This window comes from Aeromonas sp. (genome assembly GCF_051657805.1).
GTDB lineage: Bacteria > Pseudomonadota > Gammaproteobacteria > Enterobacterales > Aeromonadaceae > Aeromonas.
The window spans coordinates 63,447-81,622 of the sequence record NZ_JBOFLJ010000058.1 but is presented as its reverse complement, the minus strand read 5'-3'; the positions used below and the strand labels follow the sequence as shown (position 1 = coordinate 81,622).

Here is an 18,176-nt window from a genome sequence, read left to right as displayed (position 1 = left end):
TTTGCCTGGCGGCCATAGCGCCGTGGAACCACCTGATCCCATGCCGAACTCAGAAGTGAAACGCGGTAGCGCCGATGGTAGTGTGGCATTCGCCATGCGAGAGTAGGACACTGCCAGGCACCCAATTAAACAGCGATGTGCAAAATCACATCACTGGCTGCGAGGATGACACCTCATGGAAGCGGCACATGATTTAGCGAAAGCTAACCGAATGCGGAGCGGTAGTTCAGTCGGTTAGAATACCGGCCTGTCACGCCGGGGGTCGCGGGTTCGAGTCCCGTCCGCTCCGCCACTAACAAGAAGCCCAGTCTAACGACTGGGCTTTTTTATGTCCGGGATTCCCACCATTTCTTATATCCCCAATCCCCTACATCTCCTGTTTTCTCTGCCTATGTGCCACGTGCTGGATAGAAATGCCAAATACATTCAGTAAGTTGGCTGAGATAGTTATAGCAGCGGCAGGATCAGCACGATCGAGACGAGATAAGGCAGCAGCACTCTCAACCCCAGCTTGTGCCCCCCTATGGCAAGTGCCAACAGACCCTTGACCAACGAATTGACCAGACCGGCGAGCAGGATGCCGCGGGCCGCGACGTCCAGCAGCAGATCCTTGTGGGCTAGCTGGGAGAGGGAGAGGGTGATGGCGTCCACGTCCGTGATCCCCGATACCAGCGCCAGCAGGTAGACCCCGGAGTTGCCCACTTTGCTCTGCAGCAGGGTCGCCATGAAGCCGATCAGTGCCAGCAGCAGGCCGAACTTGATGGCGGTGGCGAGATCCAGGGGATTGCTGGTCTCGGGCTGTACCGGGTTGTCCACCACCTCTTCCCGTTGGCGCCAGAACCAGAAGGCGAAGCCATAGACGATGGCCGCCAATACCAGCAAGGGGGTGGCGAGGTGCTGGGCCAGCTCGGCGTGGATCAGCAGTACCAGCACCAGCAGGCGCAACCACATGGTGGCCCCCGCCAGCAGTATGCCGGTAGCCAGCAGTCGCTCCAGACCGGACTGCGCCTTGTTGAGACGGGCGAACTGCAGGGTAAGGGCGGTGGAGGAGGCGAGCCCCGCGAGCATGCTGGTCAGCACCAGGCCGGAGCGGGTGCCGAGCAGCCGCACCGCGAAGTGGCCGCAGAAGGAGATGCCGGCGATCACCACTACCATTAGCCAGATCTTGAACGGATTGAAGGCGTTGAGGGGGCCCATCTCGGCGTCGGGCAATACGGGCAGCAGCACCAGGGAGATGAGCAGGAAGCGCAGGGTGGCGTGAAACTCCGTCTCGCTCAGGAACAGCATTCCCTGCTGGATCTGGCCCTTGAGCCCCATCAACAGGGCTGCCAGCACGGCGCAGGCCACCGCCTCGCTCGGGCTCTGCAACACAGACATCAGCCCCAGCAGGTAGGTGAGCAGCATGGCCACCGAGCTGGTAAGGCCGAACTCCCCCTGCCAGCGCAGGGCCAGCCAGACCGAGAGGCCGCAGCCCGTCACTACCGCCAGCAGACCGAACAGGGCCAACCAGGGCCCCAGTGTGGGCAGCAACAGGGCGCAGACACCGCCGAGCAGGCCGATGAGCCCATAGGTACGCATGCCGGCGATGCGCTGGTTGTCGCCGAGCCGGCGTACCTGCCAGCCCCGCTCCAGCCCGATGATGAGCCCTATGGCCAGGGAGACCAGGGCGCCATAGACGGGCTCGGCCTCGATCCACATGTCGCTTCCTCCATGTCGTTGCCGCCTCGTCTCATGATGGCACAAGGGGAAACTGGGCTGAGGGCGCTGGCTCACAGTGTGAGCAGCGGGTCGTGGACTAATATGCGTAAAAGAGATAAGCAAAGCGCTATTTCTTTCTTCCTGGTATATCGAAGAGGCGGCATGCTGTACTCAATCCAACGATAAGGAGTATCACCATGAAACTGCGAATGACCGCACTCTCCCTGTTATCCCTGCTGGCGCTCGGCCAGGCCAATGCCGCCGAAGTCCGTTTGCTCAACGTCTCCTACGACCCGACCCGCGAGCTGTTCCAGGAGTACAACACGGCGTTTGCCAAGGAGTGGAAGACCAAGACAGGGGACGACGTGGTGGTCAGCCAGTCTCACGGGGGCTCCGGCAAGCAGGCGCGCGCCGTGGTGGACGGTCTGGAGGCGGATGTGGTCTCCCTGGCGCTGGCCTATGACGTCGATGCCGTGGCCAAGGCAGGCCTCACCGCCAGCGACTGGGAAGGGCGTCTCGCCAATAACGCTTCTCCCTATACCTCCACCATCGTCTTCTTGGTGCGCAAGGGGAACCCCAAGCAGATCAAGGACTGGGGCGATCTGGTGCGCAAGGATGTCTCCATCATCACCCCGAACCCCAAGACCTCCGGCGGAGCGCGCTGGAACTATCTGGCCGCCTGGGGCTATGCCCTGAAGAAGAGTGGCAGCGAGGACGGCGCCAAGCAGTTCGTCGGTGACCTGTTCAAGAACGTGAAGGTGCTGGATTCCGGTGCTCGCGGCGCCACCACCAGCTTCATCGAGCGCGGCTTGGGTGATGTGCTGCTGGCCTGGGAGAACGAGGCCCTGCTGGTGCTGAATCAGCCGGGGACCAGCGACAAGTTTGAACTGGTGGTACCGTCCGTCTCCATCTTGGCGGAGCCGCCGGTCACCGTCGTGGACAAGGTGGCCAAGAAGCACGGCACCGAGGCGGTCGCCAAGGCGTACCTTGATTATCTCTACTCGGATGAAGGCCAGCGCATCATCGCCAAGTATCACTATCGTCCCAGCAACCCGGCGATCCTGAAGGAGACCTCGGCCCAGTTCCCGACCCTGAGCCTGTTCACCGTCAAGGATCTGGAAGGGGATTGGGACAAGGCCCAGAAGAAACACTTCGCCCAGGGCGGTCTGTTCGACCAGATCTATCAGCCGGGCAGCTAAGTTTTCTGGCCCACTGTGACAACGGATAGGAGCACCACGATGAACAAGATCCTCCTGGTTCCCGGTCTGCACAACAGCGGGCCGGATCACTGGCAGAGCCGCTGGCACCAGCATTTCCCCCAGTGGCAGCGCATGGTTGGCCTGCCCTGGGACAAGCCGGACCTGACGGTCTGGAGTGCCAAGCTGGCGAGCAAGCTCAGGAGCAGGCGCGGCCGAGTCCATCTAGTGGCGCACTCCTTTGGTGCCCTGACCGCCATCGCCGCCGCCAGGCTGCAACCGGAGAAGGTCTCCTCCATCCTGATCGTGGCCCCCGCCGATCCGGCCCGTTTCGGCATCCCGGACGAGCTACTGGCGGGGTCGGTCAAGGTTTCCGCCCAGCTCATCGCCAGTCGCAACGATCCTTGGATGTCGTTCGAGCGGGCCGAGTACTGGAGTCGTCAATGGCAGGTGCCCTTGTTCGACGCAGGGGAAGTGGGTCACATCAATGCCCAGTCCGGTCACGGGGAGTGGAGTCAGGGTCTCAACCTGCTCGGCACCCTGCATCGGCGAGCCGAGATGGTGGTCGAGCCGGCCCAGGCCGAGTGGGGCAAGCGGGCGGCTCTCAGTGTTCGTTAGTCATCGATAGTCACAGCACGACAGTTAAGGAGGCGACACACAGCAATGGCGGGCAGATCGGCTCGCACCCAGGTTTCGTATTTATGGCAGCAACTTCCGGTTTTGGTTTCACGGCTCCGTTTGGTTAGGTCTTTTATTTATATAAAAGACCTTTTTTTTTATTTGTCGCTCTAAAAGCCTTGTTCCACCGTTGTTAGACAAAAAAGTGATTAGTAAAGGCGTTATTGGTGTTTGTTGCATCTGGCAGCTATGAGCAGAATCGCTATATCGAAAGTTATTTATAACAAACGGATGTGTTATGCGATTAAGTTCTTATTCCGTCCTGCCAGGCCTGGGGCCGACCCTGGGCTTCAGCCTGCTCTACCTGAGCATACTGGTGCTGCTGCCGCTCTCCGCCCTGGTGTTGTTCGCCATCAACAACCTGAGTGCCACCGACTTCTGGCAGGTGATCAGCTCCCCCCGGGTGCTGGCCTCGTTTCGCCTGAGCTTCGGCGCCGCCTTTATCGCCGCCCTGCTCAACAGCCTGTTTGGCCTCATCCTGGCCTGGGTGCTGGTGCGCTACAGCTTCCCGGGCCGCCGTCTGGTGGATGCCCTCATCGATCTGCCGTTCGCCATGCCGACCGCCGTCTCCGGCATCGCCCTGTGCGCCATCTTCGCCCCCAACGGCTGGATCGGTCAGTGGGTCGCCCCCTTCGGCATAGAGCTCGCCTACAACCCCATAGGGGTGGTGATAGCGCTGACCTTCATCGGCCTGCCCTTCGTGGTGCGTACCCTGCAACCCGTGCTGCGTGAAGCCGAGACCGAGCAGGAAGAGGCGGCGGCGAGCCTCGGCGCCAACCGCTGGCAGACCTTCGCCCGGGTGCTCTGGCCGACCCTGATCCCGGCGCTGCTGACCGGTTTCGCCCTGGCCTTCGCCCGCGGGGTGGGGGAGTACGGCTCCGTCATCTTTATCGCCGGCAACTTGCCCATGGTGTCGGAGATTGCACCCCTGATGATCATGAGCCACCTGGAGGAGTATGACTACGCAGGGGCCTCCGCCATCGCCGCCGTCATGCTGCTCATCTCATTCATCTTGCTGTTGATCATCAACAAGTTGCAGGCCTGGAGCTGGGCCCGTATCGGAGGGAGCCGCATATGACCGCATCCACAATCGCACTCGACAAGGCACCCCAAGTGGCCGTGGTCGTGACCCATCAACCCGTGACCCGCGAGCCGGTCTGGGTCAAGTGGCTGCTCATCACAGTGGGGCTGGGCTGGTTCGCCGCCCTGCTGTTGTTGCCGCTCGCAACCGTCTTCATTCAGGCGCTGACTCCGGGCCTGGCCTTCTTCTGGCACGCCATCAGCGAGCCGGATGCTTTGAGCGCCCTCGGCCTCACCGCCCTGGTGACCCTCTGCTCGGTGCCGCTCAACGTGCTGTTCGGTCTGGCGGCCGCCTGGGCCATCGCCCGCTTCCGCTTCCCGGGCCGGCAACTGCTCATCACCATCATCGATCTGCCGTTCTCGGTGTCTCCTGTCATCGCGGGCCTGATGTTCGTGCTGATGTTCGGGAGCCGCGGCTGGTTTGGCGACTGGCTGAGCGAGCACGACATCAAGATCATCTTCGCGACCCCTGGGATCATACTCGCGACCACCTTCATTACGGTGCCCTTCGTGGTGCGCGAGCTGCTGCCCCAGATGGAGGCGCGCGGACCAGAGGAAGAGGAAGCCGCCATCATGCTGGGGGCGAGCGGCTTGCAGATGTTCTGGCGGGTGACCCTGCCCGGCATCCGCTGGAGCCTGATGTATGGCGTGTTGCTCTGTACCGCACGGGCGGTGGGGGAGTTTGGCGCCGTGTCCGTGGTCTCGGGCCATATCCGCGGCCAGACCAATACCCTGCCGCTGCACATCGAGATCCTCTACAACGAGTACCAGACGGGCGCTGCCTTCGCGGTAGCCAGCCTGTTGGCCCTGTTCGGGATCTTTACCCTGTTGGGGGAAACCCTGTTGGCCCGGCTGCGTGGTCAGCCCACTAAATCTCACTGATTTCACAGTTTCAACGAGGCAGCCATGAGCATTCAGGTTCAACAACTCAACAAGCATTTCAATCAGTACGCGGCCCTTGCCGACATCAACCTGGACTTCCACGACGGCGAGCTGGTCGCCCTGCTGGGGCCTTCCGGCTGCGGCAAGACCACCTTGCTGCGGATCATCGCCGGGCTGGAGCAGGCGGACAGCGGCAGCGTCATCATCCGGGGGGAGGATGCCTCCGCCCTGCACGTGCGTGAGCGCAACGTCGGCTTCGTGTTCCAGCATTACGCCCTGTTCCGCCACATGACGGTGTTCGAGAACGTGGCATTCGGCCTGCGGGTAAAGCCGCGCAGCGAACGCCCGAACGAAGCCGCCATCCGCGCCCGGGTCAAGGAGCTGCTGGATCTGGTGCAGCTCAGCCACGTGGCCGGGCGCTACCCGACCCAGCTCTCCGGTGGTCAGCGCCAGCGGGTCGCCCTGGCGCGGGCCCTGGCGGTGCAGCCCAAGGTGCTGCTGCTGGACGAGCCGTTCGGCGCCCTCGATGCCCAGGTGCGCAAGGAGTTGCGTCGCTGGCTGCGGGAACTGCACAACGAGCTGCACGTCACCAGCCTCTTCGTGACCCACGATCAGGAGGAGGCGCTGGAGGTGGCGGATCGAGTGGTGCTGATGAACGCCGGTCGGGTGGAGCAGGTCGGCACCCCGGCCGAGGTCTATGACCAGCCGGCCAGCTCCTTCGTGCACAGTTTCCTCGGCAGCGTGAACCTGTTCCATGGCCGGGTGGCGGAGCAGGGACTCGGCATCGGCGAGCAGTGGCTGGGGGGGGCGAGCGATTCTCAGCTGGCCCATGGCAGCGCGGCCATCGCCTATGTGCGCCCCCACGAGCTGGAGATCCTGCCGGCGGACGCAGCGGGTGGCATCAGCGCCACCATCACCCGATTGCTGCCCATGGGGCCGCGGATCCGGGTCGAGCTCAGGGGCAACGGTGACGCCGGCACTCCAAATGGCAAGGGGGCTCACTACGAGGCCGAGCTTAGCAAGGAGTCCGCCCGTGCCCTGGTGCCGGGTCAGGAGGTGCGCCTGGTGGCCAGGCAGGCCCAGCTCTACCCGGATTACCAGATCTAGGTTCCGAGGCGCCCGGTGCGACATTTCAGGCTTGAGACAGAGAACAAGGCCCCGGGGTCAATCCCACAGGGCCGGTCAGCGCAGGAGGCGATGACGTGAATTTTCAGCAACTACGCATTATTCGTGAGGCGGCGCGGCGGGACTACAATCTGACCGAGGTCGCCAATGCCTTGTTTACCTCCCAGTCCGGGGTCAGCCGACACATTCGCGAGCTGGAGGAGGAGCTGGGGCTGGAGCTCTTCATCCGCTACGGCAAGCGGCTGCTCGGCATGACGGAGCCGGGCAAGGAGCTGCTGGTGATCGCCGAGCGCATCCTCAACGACGCCAACAACATCCGCAAACTGGCCAGCACCTTCGCCAACCGCGACTCGGGCCGGCTGCTGGTCGCGACCACTCACACCCAGGCGCGCTATGCCCTGCCGCGGGTGGTGAAGGCGTTTCGCGAACAGTTCCCGCTGGTGCAGCTGGAGCTGCGTCAGGGCAGCCCGGAGGAGATAGTGCGGCTGGTGCAGACCGGCGAGGTGGACATCGGCATCAGCAGCGAGCAGCTCGACAAGAGCGAAGGGGTGGTCGCCTTCCCCTACTACCGCTGGCACCACAACATAGTGGTGCCGGAGCAGCACCCCCTCACCGCCGAGCGGGAGCTGACCCTGGCGGCCCTGGCCCACTGGCCCATCGTCACCTATCAGGCCGGATTGACCGGTCGGGTGCGGGTGGACGAAGCCTTTGCCGAGGCCGGCATAGTGCCGCAGATCCTGCTGACGGCTCAGGATTCCGACGTCATCAAGACCTATGTCGAGCTGGAGATGGGGGTGGGCATACTGGCGGATATGGCCTTCAACGGCCAGCGGGACAAGGGGCTGGTGCAGCTCGACGGCAGCCGGCTGTTTGCCCCCCACACCGCCTGGATCGGCCTCAAGCAGGGGCAGTTCCAGCACAACTTCGCCTGGCAGTTCATCCAGCTCTGCAACCCGGAACTGGCCCTCGCGGACATACAGGCGCGGGCCCTGCGCAACGATGGGGTGCTGGACTACCAGATCTGAGGCCGTTGCCATAAAAAACAGGGAGCCGAGGCTCCCTGTTTGCGTTCTGGACGCTTATGGCAGTTGGGTCCAGGCCTCTTGCCAGTGGGAGCCGACGCCCGGCTCATACTGGGTGGCCGTGCTAGCCCACTGGCTGCACCAGCCGCTGTAGGGGAAGGGTTTGCACTGGTAGATCTTGCCGTTCTTGGGTTGCAGCACCTTGGTGCCGGCGGTGTAGGACTTCAGCCCCTCGGGGAAGCTGTACTGATAGTCGCCGCCGCTGGCGGGGTCGTTGAGCATCAGATCCAGGGTCTGCTGCACGGTGGCGCCGCCGGACTTGGGCTTGCCCTCGATCACCAGCTGATGGTGGCCCGCACTCAGGCCGGTCAGCGGCATGGTGAAGCTCTGGCTGCTGTCCTTGATGTCGGCACTGCTCTGGCCCTTGGCGACGCCGCCATGGTCATAGAGGGTATTGGTGACCGCGAGATCCCCCTGGGCCGCGACCGTGAAATTCAGGGTCAGCTTGCCGTTGTCGAGCAGGTATTCGCGCTCCAGGCCGCTCACGCTGACGCTGTCACCGATGGGCGGTTGTTCCTGCTCGAGCTGGATCTCGACCCGTTGCAGGTTGCTGCCCGCCTTCAGGTAGACGGGGTTCTGGCCGTAGACAGGGTTGAACTGGCCGTCAGTCCCCTGCTGGCCGGCGCGGATCTGGCTCTGCTCCGCGTTGATCTTGCTGGACAGGGCGTGGGCCCAGTTGTTCTTCTGGCCCTGTTCGGTATTGGCGATGGTCAGCACCGTCTGCAGATCCGTGCGCTCGCCGTTCGCGTCGAACACCCGGGTCATGGCCTTGTCACCGGCCGCCAGATCGATGGAGGGATAGATGGTCCCGCCCTGGCTCCAGTTCAGGGGGGGCTGGGTGCCACCCTCGAAGCGGGCATCGATCAGGTTGTAGAAGCTGTTGGTGGTATCCCCCACCTCCCAGACCCCCAGGATCACCTGATAGCCGGTGCGGGCCGGCAGGGTGCAGTTATGGGTGACCTGCATGGCGGGTTTTTCCATCTTCCCGTCGATCACGCAGAAGGGGTTGAGATCGAAGGAGGCCCGGGTCAGCGGCTGGTTCGGGTTCCAGTCCTGCTTGGTGAGGTAGTAGCGCCAGTTGCGGGTGACGTGATTGGCGGTGAAGGTCCAGCCGATGGCGAAGGGACCGGCCTGGACGTTGCGCTTGGTCCAGCGGTCGCTGGTCTGGGCGTTGAGTTCACCAAACTGGGTGTGACCGGCGGAGGCTATCTGGCCGTCGGCCGGGCCGCCATTGGGGAAGCCGGACGCTGCCTCCAGGCTCTGGGGCTCCCACTGGATGGCGCCACACTGGATGTTGCCGCCGGTCTTGCACAGGTAGTTGCGTCCTTCCGGCTGATTGATATAGCCGTGGGCAAGCACGCCGCCGCTGGCCAGCAGCGCCAGCGCGGCCGCGAGGCGATTGAGTTGAATAGTTGCTGCCATACATTCCTCTGTTCGATAGATGTGGGCAGTCAAGTTGGCAGGGGAGTTCCCCGAAACACGGTGTTGCAACCCCGCTATCCTGGACATCATGTCTTTAGACCGGAGGCTTTGCGTCCTGGCCTTTCAACCAGTTTGCCAAATGACTACAAAAAGGGTCATGGTGTCGCATTTGACTACGACCTTCCTATCATGACTTCTTTTGATTGAATTATTAAGTGTAAATCTTTACAGCTTGACCTCATCGGAGTAGAGCCAATACGTAAGATTTTGTTTTTCTTTTTAAATTTTAACTCTATTCGATATGCCGGCGGCTTCCGTGAATATTAAACATGGCGATGCGAATGCATCTTCAGGCCTTGCTCCGTAATCCACTCCCCGGCTGCTTCCCTGAGTGGAGAGGGTGGCTGGAGAGGCGGAGTGGGTGTGGCCGACGGGCCGGCAAGGGATCAGAGTGGGGGCAATGCTCGTCCCTTGCGCAGATAATCCCCGCATTCGGCAGACAGCAGAGCCCGCTTTTGCTAGCGTGATGGGGCGCATCCCGGCGCACCCTGCCCTGTCCCGTGAGGACGGGGCATCACTAAAAAGGAACGGCTGGCCCGAGGCCGCCGATAAAGAGGGATCTTATGACTTCCAATGCCAGGAATTACCTGAACCAGCTCAACGCCGACTACCTGCAGGTACACAGGCGCAAGGAGGACCTGTTCTGGTCCACCTACATGGGCACCAGCGACGATCAGGCCGGTTTCACCGCCGCCGAGCAGGCCTACAAGGCCTTCTGCGCCGATCCGGCTCGCCTGCCGATATTGCGGGCCATGCTGGCCGAGGCCGAGGGGGCGGATCTCAAGCGCGGGCTCGGGGGCTGGATCGCCTTCTTCGAGTGCAACGTGATCGAGGATCCCGCCGCCGCCGCCCTGATGGACGAGCTGGTGGCCGCCGAGGCAGCCCTGTTCGCCCGCCGCAAGGAGCTCAAACTCAGCCTGCTCGATGAGCAGGGGCGCCAGGTGGCCGGCAGCCTGCCGGCGGCCAGCACCTCGCTGGCGGCCAGCCAGAACGAGGCGGTCCGCCAGAGTGCGATCGCCATGTTCCACACCCTGGAGCAGTGGGTGGTGGACAACAGTTTCCTCGAGGTGGTGGCACTTCGCAACCGCTTCGCCTGCACCATGGGCTATCGGGACTACTTCGACTACAAGGTGCACAAGAACGAGCAGATGAGCCCGGAGCAGCTGTTCGCCGTGCTGGATGACTTTATCGCCCGCACCGAGGAGAGGGTGCACCTGGGCCTCGCCGAGTTGAAGGCGGCCAAGGGGGAGGCTGCGCTGTTGCCCCACAACCTGCGCTATTTCGTGAGCGGCGACGTGACCCGTCAGCTCGATCCCTATGTGCCCTTCTCCCGGGCTCTGAAGGATTGGGTCGAGAGCTTCCGCCGCCTCGGTATCCAGTACAGGGATGCGACCCTGACCCTGGATCTGCTGACCCGGGAGGGGAAATACGAGAACGGCTTCTGTCACGGCCCGGTGCCGAGCTTCTGGCAGGAGGGGCAGTGGGTGCCGGCCGTGGTCAATTTCACCAGCCTGGCGGATCCAGCCCAGGTGGGCAGTGGCTGGAGCGGCCTCAACACCCTGTTCCACGAGGGGGGCCACGCGGCCCACTTTGCCAATGTGACCGGCAATGCGCCCTGCTTCTCCCAGGAGTTCCCGCCCACCTCCATGGCCTATGCGGAGACTCAGTCCATGTTCTGCGACAGCCTGCTGGACGATGCGGACTGGCTCAAGCGTTACGCCCGCAACGCGGCCGGGGAGGTGATCCCGGACACCCTCATCAAGGCCATGATAGAGGCACGCCAGCCGTTCAGGGCCTTCAACGAGCGCCAGATAGCCCTGGTGGCCTACTTCGAGCGGGATCTCTACGCCATGGACGAAGCCGAGCGCACCCCGGCGGCCGTGCTGGCCCTGGCCCGCCAGTGGGAGCGCAAGATCCTGGGGGTGGAGAGCCCTCGCCCACTGCTCGCCATTCCCCATCTGCTCAATCAGGAGTCGGCCTGCGCCTATCACGGCTACCTGCTGGCCCTGATGGCGGTGGAGCAGACCCGCGCCTACTTCCTGCGCCGGGACGGTTACCTCACCGACAACCCGCGTATCGGCCCGGACTTGGCGGCCCACTACTGGGGGCCGGGCAACGGCATGACCCATGACCAGACCCTGCAGAGCCTGACCGGCGAGGGCTTCAGCGCGGCGCCCCTGGCACGGGTGTGCAACCAGAACGTGGAGGATGCCTGGGCGACCGCCTCGGCCTGCATGGCGGCGGCGCGTCAGCGCCCACCGGTCGGTGACGGCGCTCCCCTCAACGCCCACATCCGGGTGGTGCACGGGGAGACGCTGATCGCCGACAACAGTCACTCGGAGGCGCAGATGTTGGCGGACTTCGAGGCCTGGATCCATCGCCACTACCAGAGTGAGGGTCAGCCCGCCTAGGGGGTCAGGCAGCCACAGTGACGCACAAGAAAGAGCTCCGTAAGGGGCTCTTTTTATGGGTTAGGCCGCAGATATGGAGACGCGTCGGGGCCGTATCTTATGTCGACAATCTGTCTCTATGGGTGATGGGTTGGTTTCTAAATGACGCTTTTCTGAGCATGCAAACGCTTGTGACGGCGACACAGACTGTCACAGCGACCTCATGGCCACTCGTTCATTCCAACCGCCGACCGCCGGCACAAAGATGCCTTCCCGACACCATTTAACCCCACTGATACCAATGTTTTGTTAAGAGTTTCAGTGCTTTTTTTCGTCTATTTACCCCTCCCCAACAGCCTGGGTTCAGCCGAGGTTCATAAAATCCCCCCATTGACTAATGTCGGAACAGACTCAAAATCGGCCGCCTCGCCACCCCCGATGTGAGTCGGGTTCGGAAAGTCGCAGATCTCCTCGTGAGATGGCTGGACCGCACATACGAAGGGCGGGCTCCGCCTTTCACCCTCAAATCCCGAGCGTCCATGTCCCACTGAATGATCAGGGTCAACCCTGATCCGCCATGACTGGTGCCACGAAATCTGGGTGTATGTTGCGAATGAATCGCATGTTTTGTCTTATGGCGTTGTTGCCCGGTCTGGCCTGGGCGGGAGCGCTCGATCAGGAGAGAGAGGCCTGGGTCATCCAGGCGCGGCAGGGCCAGCTCGAGCAGGCCGCCGCAGGCCTGGATGCCCTCTATCGGCGTAGCCGGGATGGCAAGGTGCTCGACGATCTCATCGCGGTGCAACTCTGGCGCAAGGATCCGGCGGCGGCGCTGACGAGCTGCGAGCCCTGCGAATTCAAACCCATCTCCAATACCTCCCTCGAAGCCCTCGCCAGGGCGGCGCGGGATGAGCGTCGCTATCCGCTTGCCATCAGTTATTACCGCATCTTGCAGGGGCGGGCACCGGACAACCGCAACGCCTGGCTCGGTCTCTACCTGAGTGCCAGCGATCAGGGCAATCTGACCCTGGCCCGTCAGGCGGCCAGCGACTATGAGGCGCGCTTCGGTCGGGATCAGGCCATCCTGGATGCCCGCATCTATGGCGCGCGCAGGCAGGGGGATGCCATGGGGGAGATGCTGGCCCGTCAGCAGTGGCTGGAGCAGGATCCTGGCAACCCAGAGCAGTTGCTGGCCCTCTATCGCGTCGCCGTGAGCCTGGGGGCCGGCCCGGCGGCCGCGGATCTGATGCGCCAGCACCCTTCGCTGTTCACACCCGTCGACCGGCTATGGCTGGCGCACTATGAGGCGGTCAGCCTGCTGCGCAGCGTCGCTCAGACCGAGGATCCCGCGCTCACCACCCGCGCATTGCAGCGGGCGCTGGCGTTGCAGGAGCGGATCCTGCGGGAGGCCCCCCAGGATCACCCCCTCCATCTGAGCAACGAGCGGGATCGTATCGTGACCCTGGCGGCGCTCGGGCGCTTCGCGCTGGCCGAGCGCGACTCCGCCGCCCTGCTGGCCAGGGAGGCCCAGCCCGATTATGTGCTGATGGCCCGCGCCGATGCCCTGGCGGGTCTTGGGCGCAGCCGTGAGGCCAGCCTCATCTACGATGAGCTGGCTCCGCGGATGCCGGCGGACAAGGAGCTGCGAGAGAAGCGCTTCTATGCCTACACGGATCAGGAGCGTTACGACGCGGCGGCCGGGCTGCTGACCCGGTGGCAGGAACCCCTGACCCGTTGGGACTTCACCGGCAACACCCGCATGGACAACGACGATTACGAGCGGCTGTTGCAGCTGCAAAACCTGCTGGGTGCCTGGTGCGGCCAGGCCGATGAGGCCGAGCGCCAGCTGCTCGGCTGGCTCGAGAGTGCGCCGGCCAACCCCTGGCTCTGGATGCAGCTCGGGGATCTGCGCCGCTGGCGGGGCCATCCCGATGAGGCCGATGAGGCCTATGCCGAGGCGGCTCGCTGGTTGCAGCCCGCCAGTCAGGTTCAGCTCGAACCCGGGGGGCTCAATGCCCGCCTCGATCGGGGGCAGTGGCAGCAGACGCCCGCCCGCATCCGCGCCCTGGGGGAGGGCAACCGGGATCGCAAGGAGCTGGGCCAGCGCCTCAGGCGGGAGCAGGCACCGACCCTGGTGAGTGAATTCAATCACGGCAGCAGCGAGGGGGGCTCAGTGCTGGCGAGTCGGGACTGGCGCTACGACGCCCGCCTCTACGGCCCCCGCAGCGACGAGGGTCATCGCCTGTTCGTGCGCCGTCAGGGTGGCTTTGGCGAGTTCGACAATGAACCCGAGCGCGCGGCCTATAGCGGCCTTGGCATGGAGCTCTCCCTCTACCCGCTGCAATGGACTGTGGAAGGGGGGATGGGATCCGAGCTCAATCACAGGGGCTATCTGTGGAACCGGCTGGACTGGCGGCTCGGGGATCACTGGTCTCTGGGTGGCGCCGTCAACTTCAACAGCGCCGACACCCCACTGCGGGCCCTGGCCCGGGGTGACTATGCAGACCAGTATCAACTCGCGCTGAGCTGGCGCCAGGACGAGAGCCGGGAGGCGGGGGCCCAGATCGAGCTGATGGATCTGAGCGATGGCAACCTGCGCAAGAGCGTCTCCGGCTTCGTGCGCCAGGATCTGTGGCGCCGGGATCGCTGGTGGCTCGATGGCACCCTGCGCGCCGCCAGCTCCCGCAACGAGGCGGTGGAGGTGGACTACTTCAATCCCCTCGAGGATCGCAATCTGGAGCTGGAACTGGGCGCCCGCTATCGCCTGCCCTTTGACGCCAACCGTGTGCTGGTACAGGGCCTCTTCCTGTCCACCAACAGTTACTGGCAGCAGGGCTATGGCGGCAGTCAGGGCTGGCAGCTCAGCTACCGCCATGACTGGGAACTCTCCCCGGCCCTGAGCCTGGGCTACGGCCTCGGCCGTAGCAAGGCCACCTATGACGGCGATGCCGAGTACGGCGATTTCGTCTTTGCCAATCTGCAATGGAGCTTCCTGTGATGCGCCGACTGCTCACCCCGTTCTGCCTGCTCATCTCCCTGCTGCTGCCCTGGACAACCCAGGCCGCCCGTCAGGGGGACGACTATGTGGTGCTCTGCTACCACGACATCATCGACCTCAAGCTGACGCCGGATCGCAAGCTCTACCCCCAGACCATGCGTCGCGACACCCTGATCCGCCACTTCAACTGGATCCGGCAGCAGGGCTACCAGCCGGTCAGCTTCCAGCAGATCCTGGATGCCAAGGCGGGCAAGGCCCCCCTGCCACCCAAGGCCATACTGCTCAGCTTCGACGACGGCTACGAGAGCTTCTATCGCCTGGTCTATCCCCTGCTCAAGCTCTATCAGTACCCGGCTGTGTTCGCCCTGGTGGGCAGCTGGCTGGATGTACCCCGGGATCAGATGGTGCCCTATGGCGACGACAAGCTGCCCAGGGATTACTTCGTCGGCTGGCCGCAGATCCAGGAGATGCAGGCCTCCGGCTTGGTGGAGATCGCCTCCCATACCTTCGCTTCCCACTTCGGCCTGCTGGCGAACCCCCAGGGCAATGTGCAACCCGCTGTGACCACGGCGGGCTGGAGTCCCAAGGGTTACGAGAGTCAGGCGCAGTACAGGGCGCGGCTCAAGGCGGATTTCGAGGCGTCGAGCCAGCAGATCCGCCAGCACCTCGGCCAGCGTCCGCGCATCATGGTCTGGCCCTATGGCGCCTTCAACGAGGTCGCCCTCGCCGTGGCCAAGGAGGCGGGCATGCCCTACACCTTCACCCTGGATGACGGGGTCAACCGGCTAGGGGAGTCGGGCAGCCAGGTGCGCCGTTACTTGCTGGAGGAGGAGACCAGTCTGCAGAATCTCGACGAGATCATGGGGGGCAATACCTGGTCCCAGCCGGTGCAGCGGCTGGTGCACGTTGATCTCGACTACGTCTACGACAAGGATCCGGTGCAGCAGGGCAAGAACCTCGACAAGCTGCTGGATCGCATCAAGAACTACGGCATCACCACCGTCTACCTGCAGGCCTATGCCGATGACAACGGCGACGGGGTGGCGGAGGCGCTCTACTTCCCGAATCGTCACATGCCGATGAAGGCGGATCTGTTCAACCGGGTCGCCTGGCAACTGCGCACCCGGGCCGGGGTCAAGGTCTACGCCTGGATGCCGGTGCTGGCCTACGATCTCGGCCCGGGTCATCCCTATGTCACCGACAGCCGTACCGGCAAGCCGGCCCCGGATCAGTTCCTGCGCCTGGCCCCCTGGAACCAGGCCAATCGTCGGCTTATCGCAGATATCTACGAGGATCTCGGCTTTTACACCAAGTTCGATGGTCTGCTGTTCCACGACGATGCCTTCCTCGGGGATTACGAGGGGGAGGGGCTGCTGTCCCGCAGTCCGGCGGCGCTCGAGGCTCAGGGGGAGCAGAAGACCCGCCAGCTCATCGACTTCACCCTGGAGCTGAAAGCGGCGGCGGCCCGCTATCGACAGGGGGGACAGGATGGACTGATGACGGCGCGCAACATCTACGCCGCCCTCATCACGGAGCCCGAATCCCAGCAGTGGTTTGCCCAGAGCATGGAGGACTTTGCCCGTGCCTATGACTACACCGCCGTGATGGCCATGCCCTACATGGAGCAGGCTGGGGAGCCGGATGCCTGGCTCGCTCAGCTGGCGAAGGATGCGCTGGCAGTGGTGCCGGCCGACAAGTTGGTGTTCGAGCTGCAGAGCCGCAACTGGCGCACCGAGCAGCCCATCCCGGATGCGGAGCTGGCGCGCTGGATGCGCATCATCCGCGAGCAGGGAGTGAACAACTTTGGCTACTACCCGGACGATTTTCACAACAACCAGCCGGATCCGGCTGTGCTCAAACCCGTCTTCTCGGCCGCCAGTCAACCCGGGCCCATGGCGCAGCCCGCACCAGCCGCTGAGGCCAGCCGCACTGGCTCACCGGGGCCGCAACCATGATGGACTTCCTCGATGGACTGGCGGTCTTCACCCTGGCCTATCCCAGCCTGATGGCCATGGTCTGGATGTGCGGTGGCCTCTATTACTACTTCCAGTGGGAGCGCCGGGATCTGGCGCTGGCCAGGCGCGGCTTGACGCTGCCGAGCCACCCCAGGGTGACCCTGATGGTGCCCTGCTACAACGAGGGGGCCAATGTGGAGGAGACCATAGGCCACCTGCTGCGCCAGCGTTACCCCAACTTCGAGGTGCTGGCCATCAACGATGGCAGCCGGGATGACACAGGGGCGCGGCTCGACAGGCTGGCGCTGGGGGATGCACGGCTACGGGTGTTGCATCAGCCCAATCAGGGCAAGGCCATGGCGCTCAACCATGCCCTGGGGGAGGCCGATGGGGAGATCCTGGTGGGGATCGACGGCGACGCCGTGCTCGATCACGACGCCGTGATGTGGATGGTGAAGCACTTCCTGGAGAGCCCCAGGGTGGGGGCCGTGACCGGCAACCCCAGGGTGCGCACCCGCTCCACCATCATCGGCAAGATCCAGACCGGGGAGTTCAGCTCCATCATAGGGCTCATCAAGCGGGCCCAGCGCATCTATGGCACCGTCTTCACCGTGTCCGGGGTGGTGGTGGCGTTTCGCAAGAGCGCGGTAGAGGCGGTCGGCGGCTGGAGCACCGACATGGTGACCGAGGACATCGACATCAGCTGGAAGCTGCAACTGGGTGGCTGGCTCATTCACTATCAGCCCCAGGCCCTGTGCTGGGTGCTGATGCCGGAGACGGTGCGCGGCCTCTACAAGCAGCGGCTGCGCTGGGCCCAGGGGGGCGCCGAGGTGATGTTGCGCTACGGCGCCCAGGTGCTGCGCTGGCGGAACCGACGCTTCTGGCTGCTGCTGCTGGAATACGCCGCCAGCGTAATCTGGTGTTACGGCATGCTGTTTCTGGCCCTGAGCTGGCTGCTGCACCCGAACCTGACCACCCTGGCGGAGGGACACTTCTTCGCCTGGTCCGGGGTGCTGATGACCGGCATCTGCCTCTTGCAGTTCGGGATCAGTATCTTCATCGACAGCCATTACGATCGCACCATGCAGCGCAGCTTCATCTGGTGCGCCTGGTATCCCCTGATCTACTGGCTGCTCAACCTGGTGACCGTGATCGTCGCCGTGCCCAAGGCCCTGCTGCGCCGCCGCGGCCAGCTGGCGGTGTGGGAGAGCCCGGACAGAGGAGAATCCTTCCGTGAGTAAGCATCAGCTTGGCAAAGAGATGATCATCCGCAATGGCAGCCGGCGCAGCTGGGGCTATCGGCTACGGGACCTGCTGCTGTTGCTGCTGACCTGGGGCAGCTGGTTGTTTCTGGCGCTGCAACCCTGGTTCAACTACCTCGACAGCGGGGATGAGGTGAGCTTCATCGGCTCCCTCGGCTGGCAGGGGTTGGGGCAGTGGTTTCTGGCGCTGATCATCGGTCTGTTTCTGCTGATCCACTCCTGGGCCAGGTACAACAAGCTGCTTCATCGGCTGCTGCAGCGGCGCATCAGGTCGCGTAGCGAGCCGCGCCGGCGGGATTGAGGGGAGCAAACAGCAGGCCCTACGGATGGGCAGGGCCTGGCCGGGGCGCT

13 protein-coding genes, 1 tRNA gene, 1 rRNA gene and 1 riboswitch are annotated in these 18,176 nt (G+C 63.8%); of the genes, 13 read left to right on the top strand and 2 right to left on the bottom strand.

The annotated features are described in order from the left end of the window. Positions 1-4: 4 nt before the first annotated feature. Positions 5-119, top strand: a 5S ribosomal RNA gene (rrf, locus tag ACRCYW_RS17955). Between the two features lie 96 nt (positions 120-215). After that, a tRNA-Asp gene (locus tag ACRCYW_RS17950) sits at positions 216-292 on the top strand. A gap of 155 nt (positions 293-447) precedes the next feature. On the opposite strand, the gene ACRCYW_RS17945 is transcribed toward ACRCYW_RS17950, so the two are convergent. Beyond that, entirely contained in the window at positions 448-1,698 is a 1,251-nt protein-coding gene (locus ACRCYW_RS17945) for an MgtC/SapB family protein (RefSeq protein WP_438551379.1), read from the bottom strand. A 197-nt stretch (positions 1,699-1,895) separates the two neighbouring features. Between ACRCYW_RS17945 and ACRCYW_RS17940 the strand changes: the two genes are divergently transcribed. The 6 genes from ACRCYW_RS17940 to cbl all read left to right on the top strand — a co-directional run bounded on the left by ACRCYW_RS17940 (position 1,896) and on the right by cbl (position 7,684). Further along, entirely contained in the window at positions 1,896-2,897 is a 1,002-nt protein-coding gene (locus ACRCYW_RS17940; RefSeq protein ID WP_438551378.1) for a sulfate ABC transporter substrate-binding protein, read from the top strand. A 39-nt stretch (positions 2,898-2,936) separates the two neighbouring features. Further along, positions 2,937-3,512: an RBBP9/YdeN family alpha/beta hydrolase gene (locus ACRCYW_RS17935; protein ID WP_438551377.1), complete on the top strand. Its 576-nt coding sequence runs from the start codon at positions 2,937-2,939 to the stop codon at positions 3,510-3,512. Positions 3,513-3,810: 298 nt separating this feature from the next. Further along, a complete protein-coding gene (gene cysT / locus ACRCYW_RS17930; protein ID WP_438551376.1) occupies positions 3,811-4,650 on the top strand; it encodes a sulfate ABC transporter permease subunit CysT in 840 nt (279 codons plus the stop codon). Next, entirely contained in the window at positions 4,647-5,534 is an 888-nt protein-coding gene (cysW, locus tag ACRCYW_RS17925) for a sulfate ABC transporter permease subunit CysW (protein WP_438551375.1), read from the top strand. The genes cysT and cysW overlap by 4 nt, the downstream gene beginning before the upstream one ends. Positions 5,535-5,558: 24 nt before the next feature. Further along, complete coding sequence (locus ACRCYW_RS17920; RefSeq protein WP_438551374.1) at positions 5,559-6,641, top strand: sulfate/molybdate ABC transporter ATP-binding protein; 1,083 nt, start codon at positions 5,559-5,561, stop codon at positions 6,639-6,641. Positions 6,642-6,736: 95 nt separating this feature from the next. After that, a complete protein-coding gene (gene cbl, locus ACRCYW_RS17915) occupies positions 6,737-7,684 on the top strand; it encodes an HTH-type transcriptional regulator Cbl (protein ID WP_438551373.1) in 948 nt (315 codons plus the stop codon). Between the two features lie 54 nt (positions 7,685-7,738). Here the strand turns inward: cbl and gbpA are convergent, their stop codons facing one another. Continuing rightward, on the bottom strand, positions 7,739-9,163 hold the full coding sequence (gene gbpA / locus ACRCYW_RS17910; protein WP_438551372.1) for an N-acetylglucosamine-binding protein GbpA: 1,425 nt from the start codon (positions 9,161-9,163) through the stop codon (positions 7,739-7,741). A 61-nt stretch (positions 9,164-9,224) separates the two neighbouring features. Then, a riboswitch (cyclic di-GMP riboswitch) is annotated at positions 9,225-9,310 on the bottom strand. Positions 9,311-9,786: 476 nt separating this feature from the next. Here gbpA and ACRCYW_RS17905 point away from each other — a divergent pair. The 5 genes from ACRCYW_RS17905 (at position 9,787) to ACRCYW_RS17885 (ending at position 18,126) form a co-directional block, all read left to right on the top strand. Continuing rightward, complete coding sequence (locus ACRCYW_RS17905) at positions 9,787-11,634, top strand: M3 family metallopeptidase (RefSeq protein ID WP_438551371.1); 1,848 nt, start codon at positions 9,787-9,789, stop codon at positions 11,632-11,634. A 613-nt stretch (positions 11,635-12,247) separates the two neighbouring features. Next, positions 12,248-14,608 (top strand): poly-beta-1,6 N-acetyl-D-glucosamine export porin PgaA, encoded by a 2,361-nt coding sequence (gene pgaA, locus ACRCYW_RS17900; RefSeq protein ID WP_438551370.1) that lies wholly within the window; start codon positions 12,248-12,250, stop codon positions 14,606-14,608. Further along, positions 14,608-16,563, top strand: a complete 1,956-nt coding sequence (gene pgaB / locus ACRCYW_RS17895) for a poly-beta-1,6-N-acetyl-D-glucosamine N-deacetylase PgaB (RefSeq protein ID WP_438551369.1) — start codon at positions 14,608-14,610, stop codon at positions 16,561-16,563. Before pgaA ends, pgaB begins: the two co-directional genes overlap by 1 nt. Further along, positions 16,560-17,804, top strand: a complete 1,245-nt coding sequence (gene pgaC / locus ACRCYW_RS17890) for a poly-beta-1,6-N-acetyl-D-glucosamine synthase (RefSeq protein ID WP_438551368.1) — start codon at positions 16,560-16,562, stop codon at positions 17,802-17,804. The genes pgaB and pgaC overlap by 4 nt, the downstream gene beginning before the upstream one ends. Next, complete coding sequence (locus ACRCYW_RS17885; RefSeq protein WP_438551367.1) at positions 17,797-18,126, top strand: hypothetical protein; 330 nt, start codon at positions 17,797-17,799, stop codon at positions 18,124-18,126. The genes pgaC and ACRCYW_RS17885 overlap by 8 nt, the downstream gene beginning before the upstream one ends. Positions 18,127-18,176: the final 50 nt, after the last annotated feature.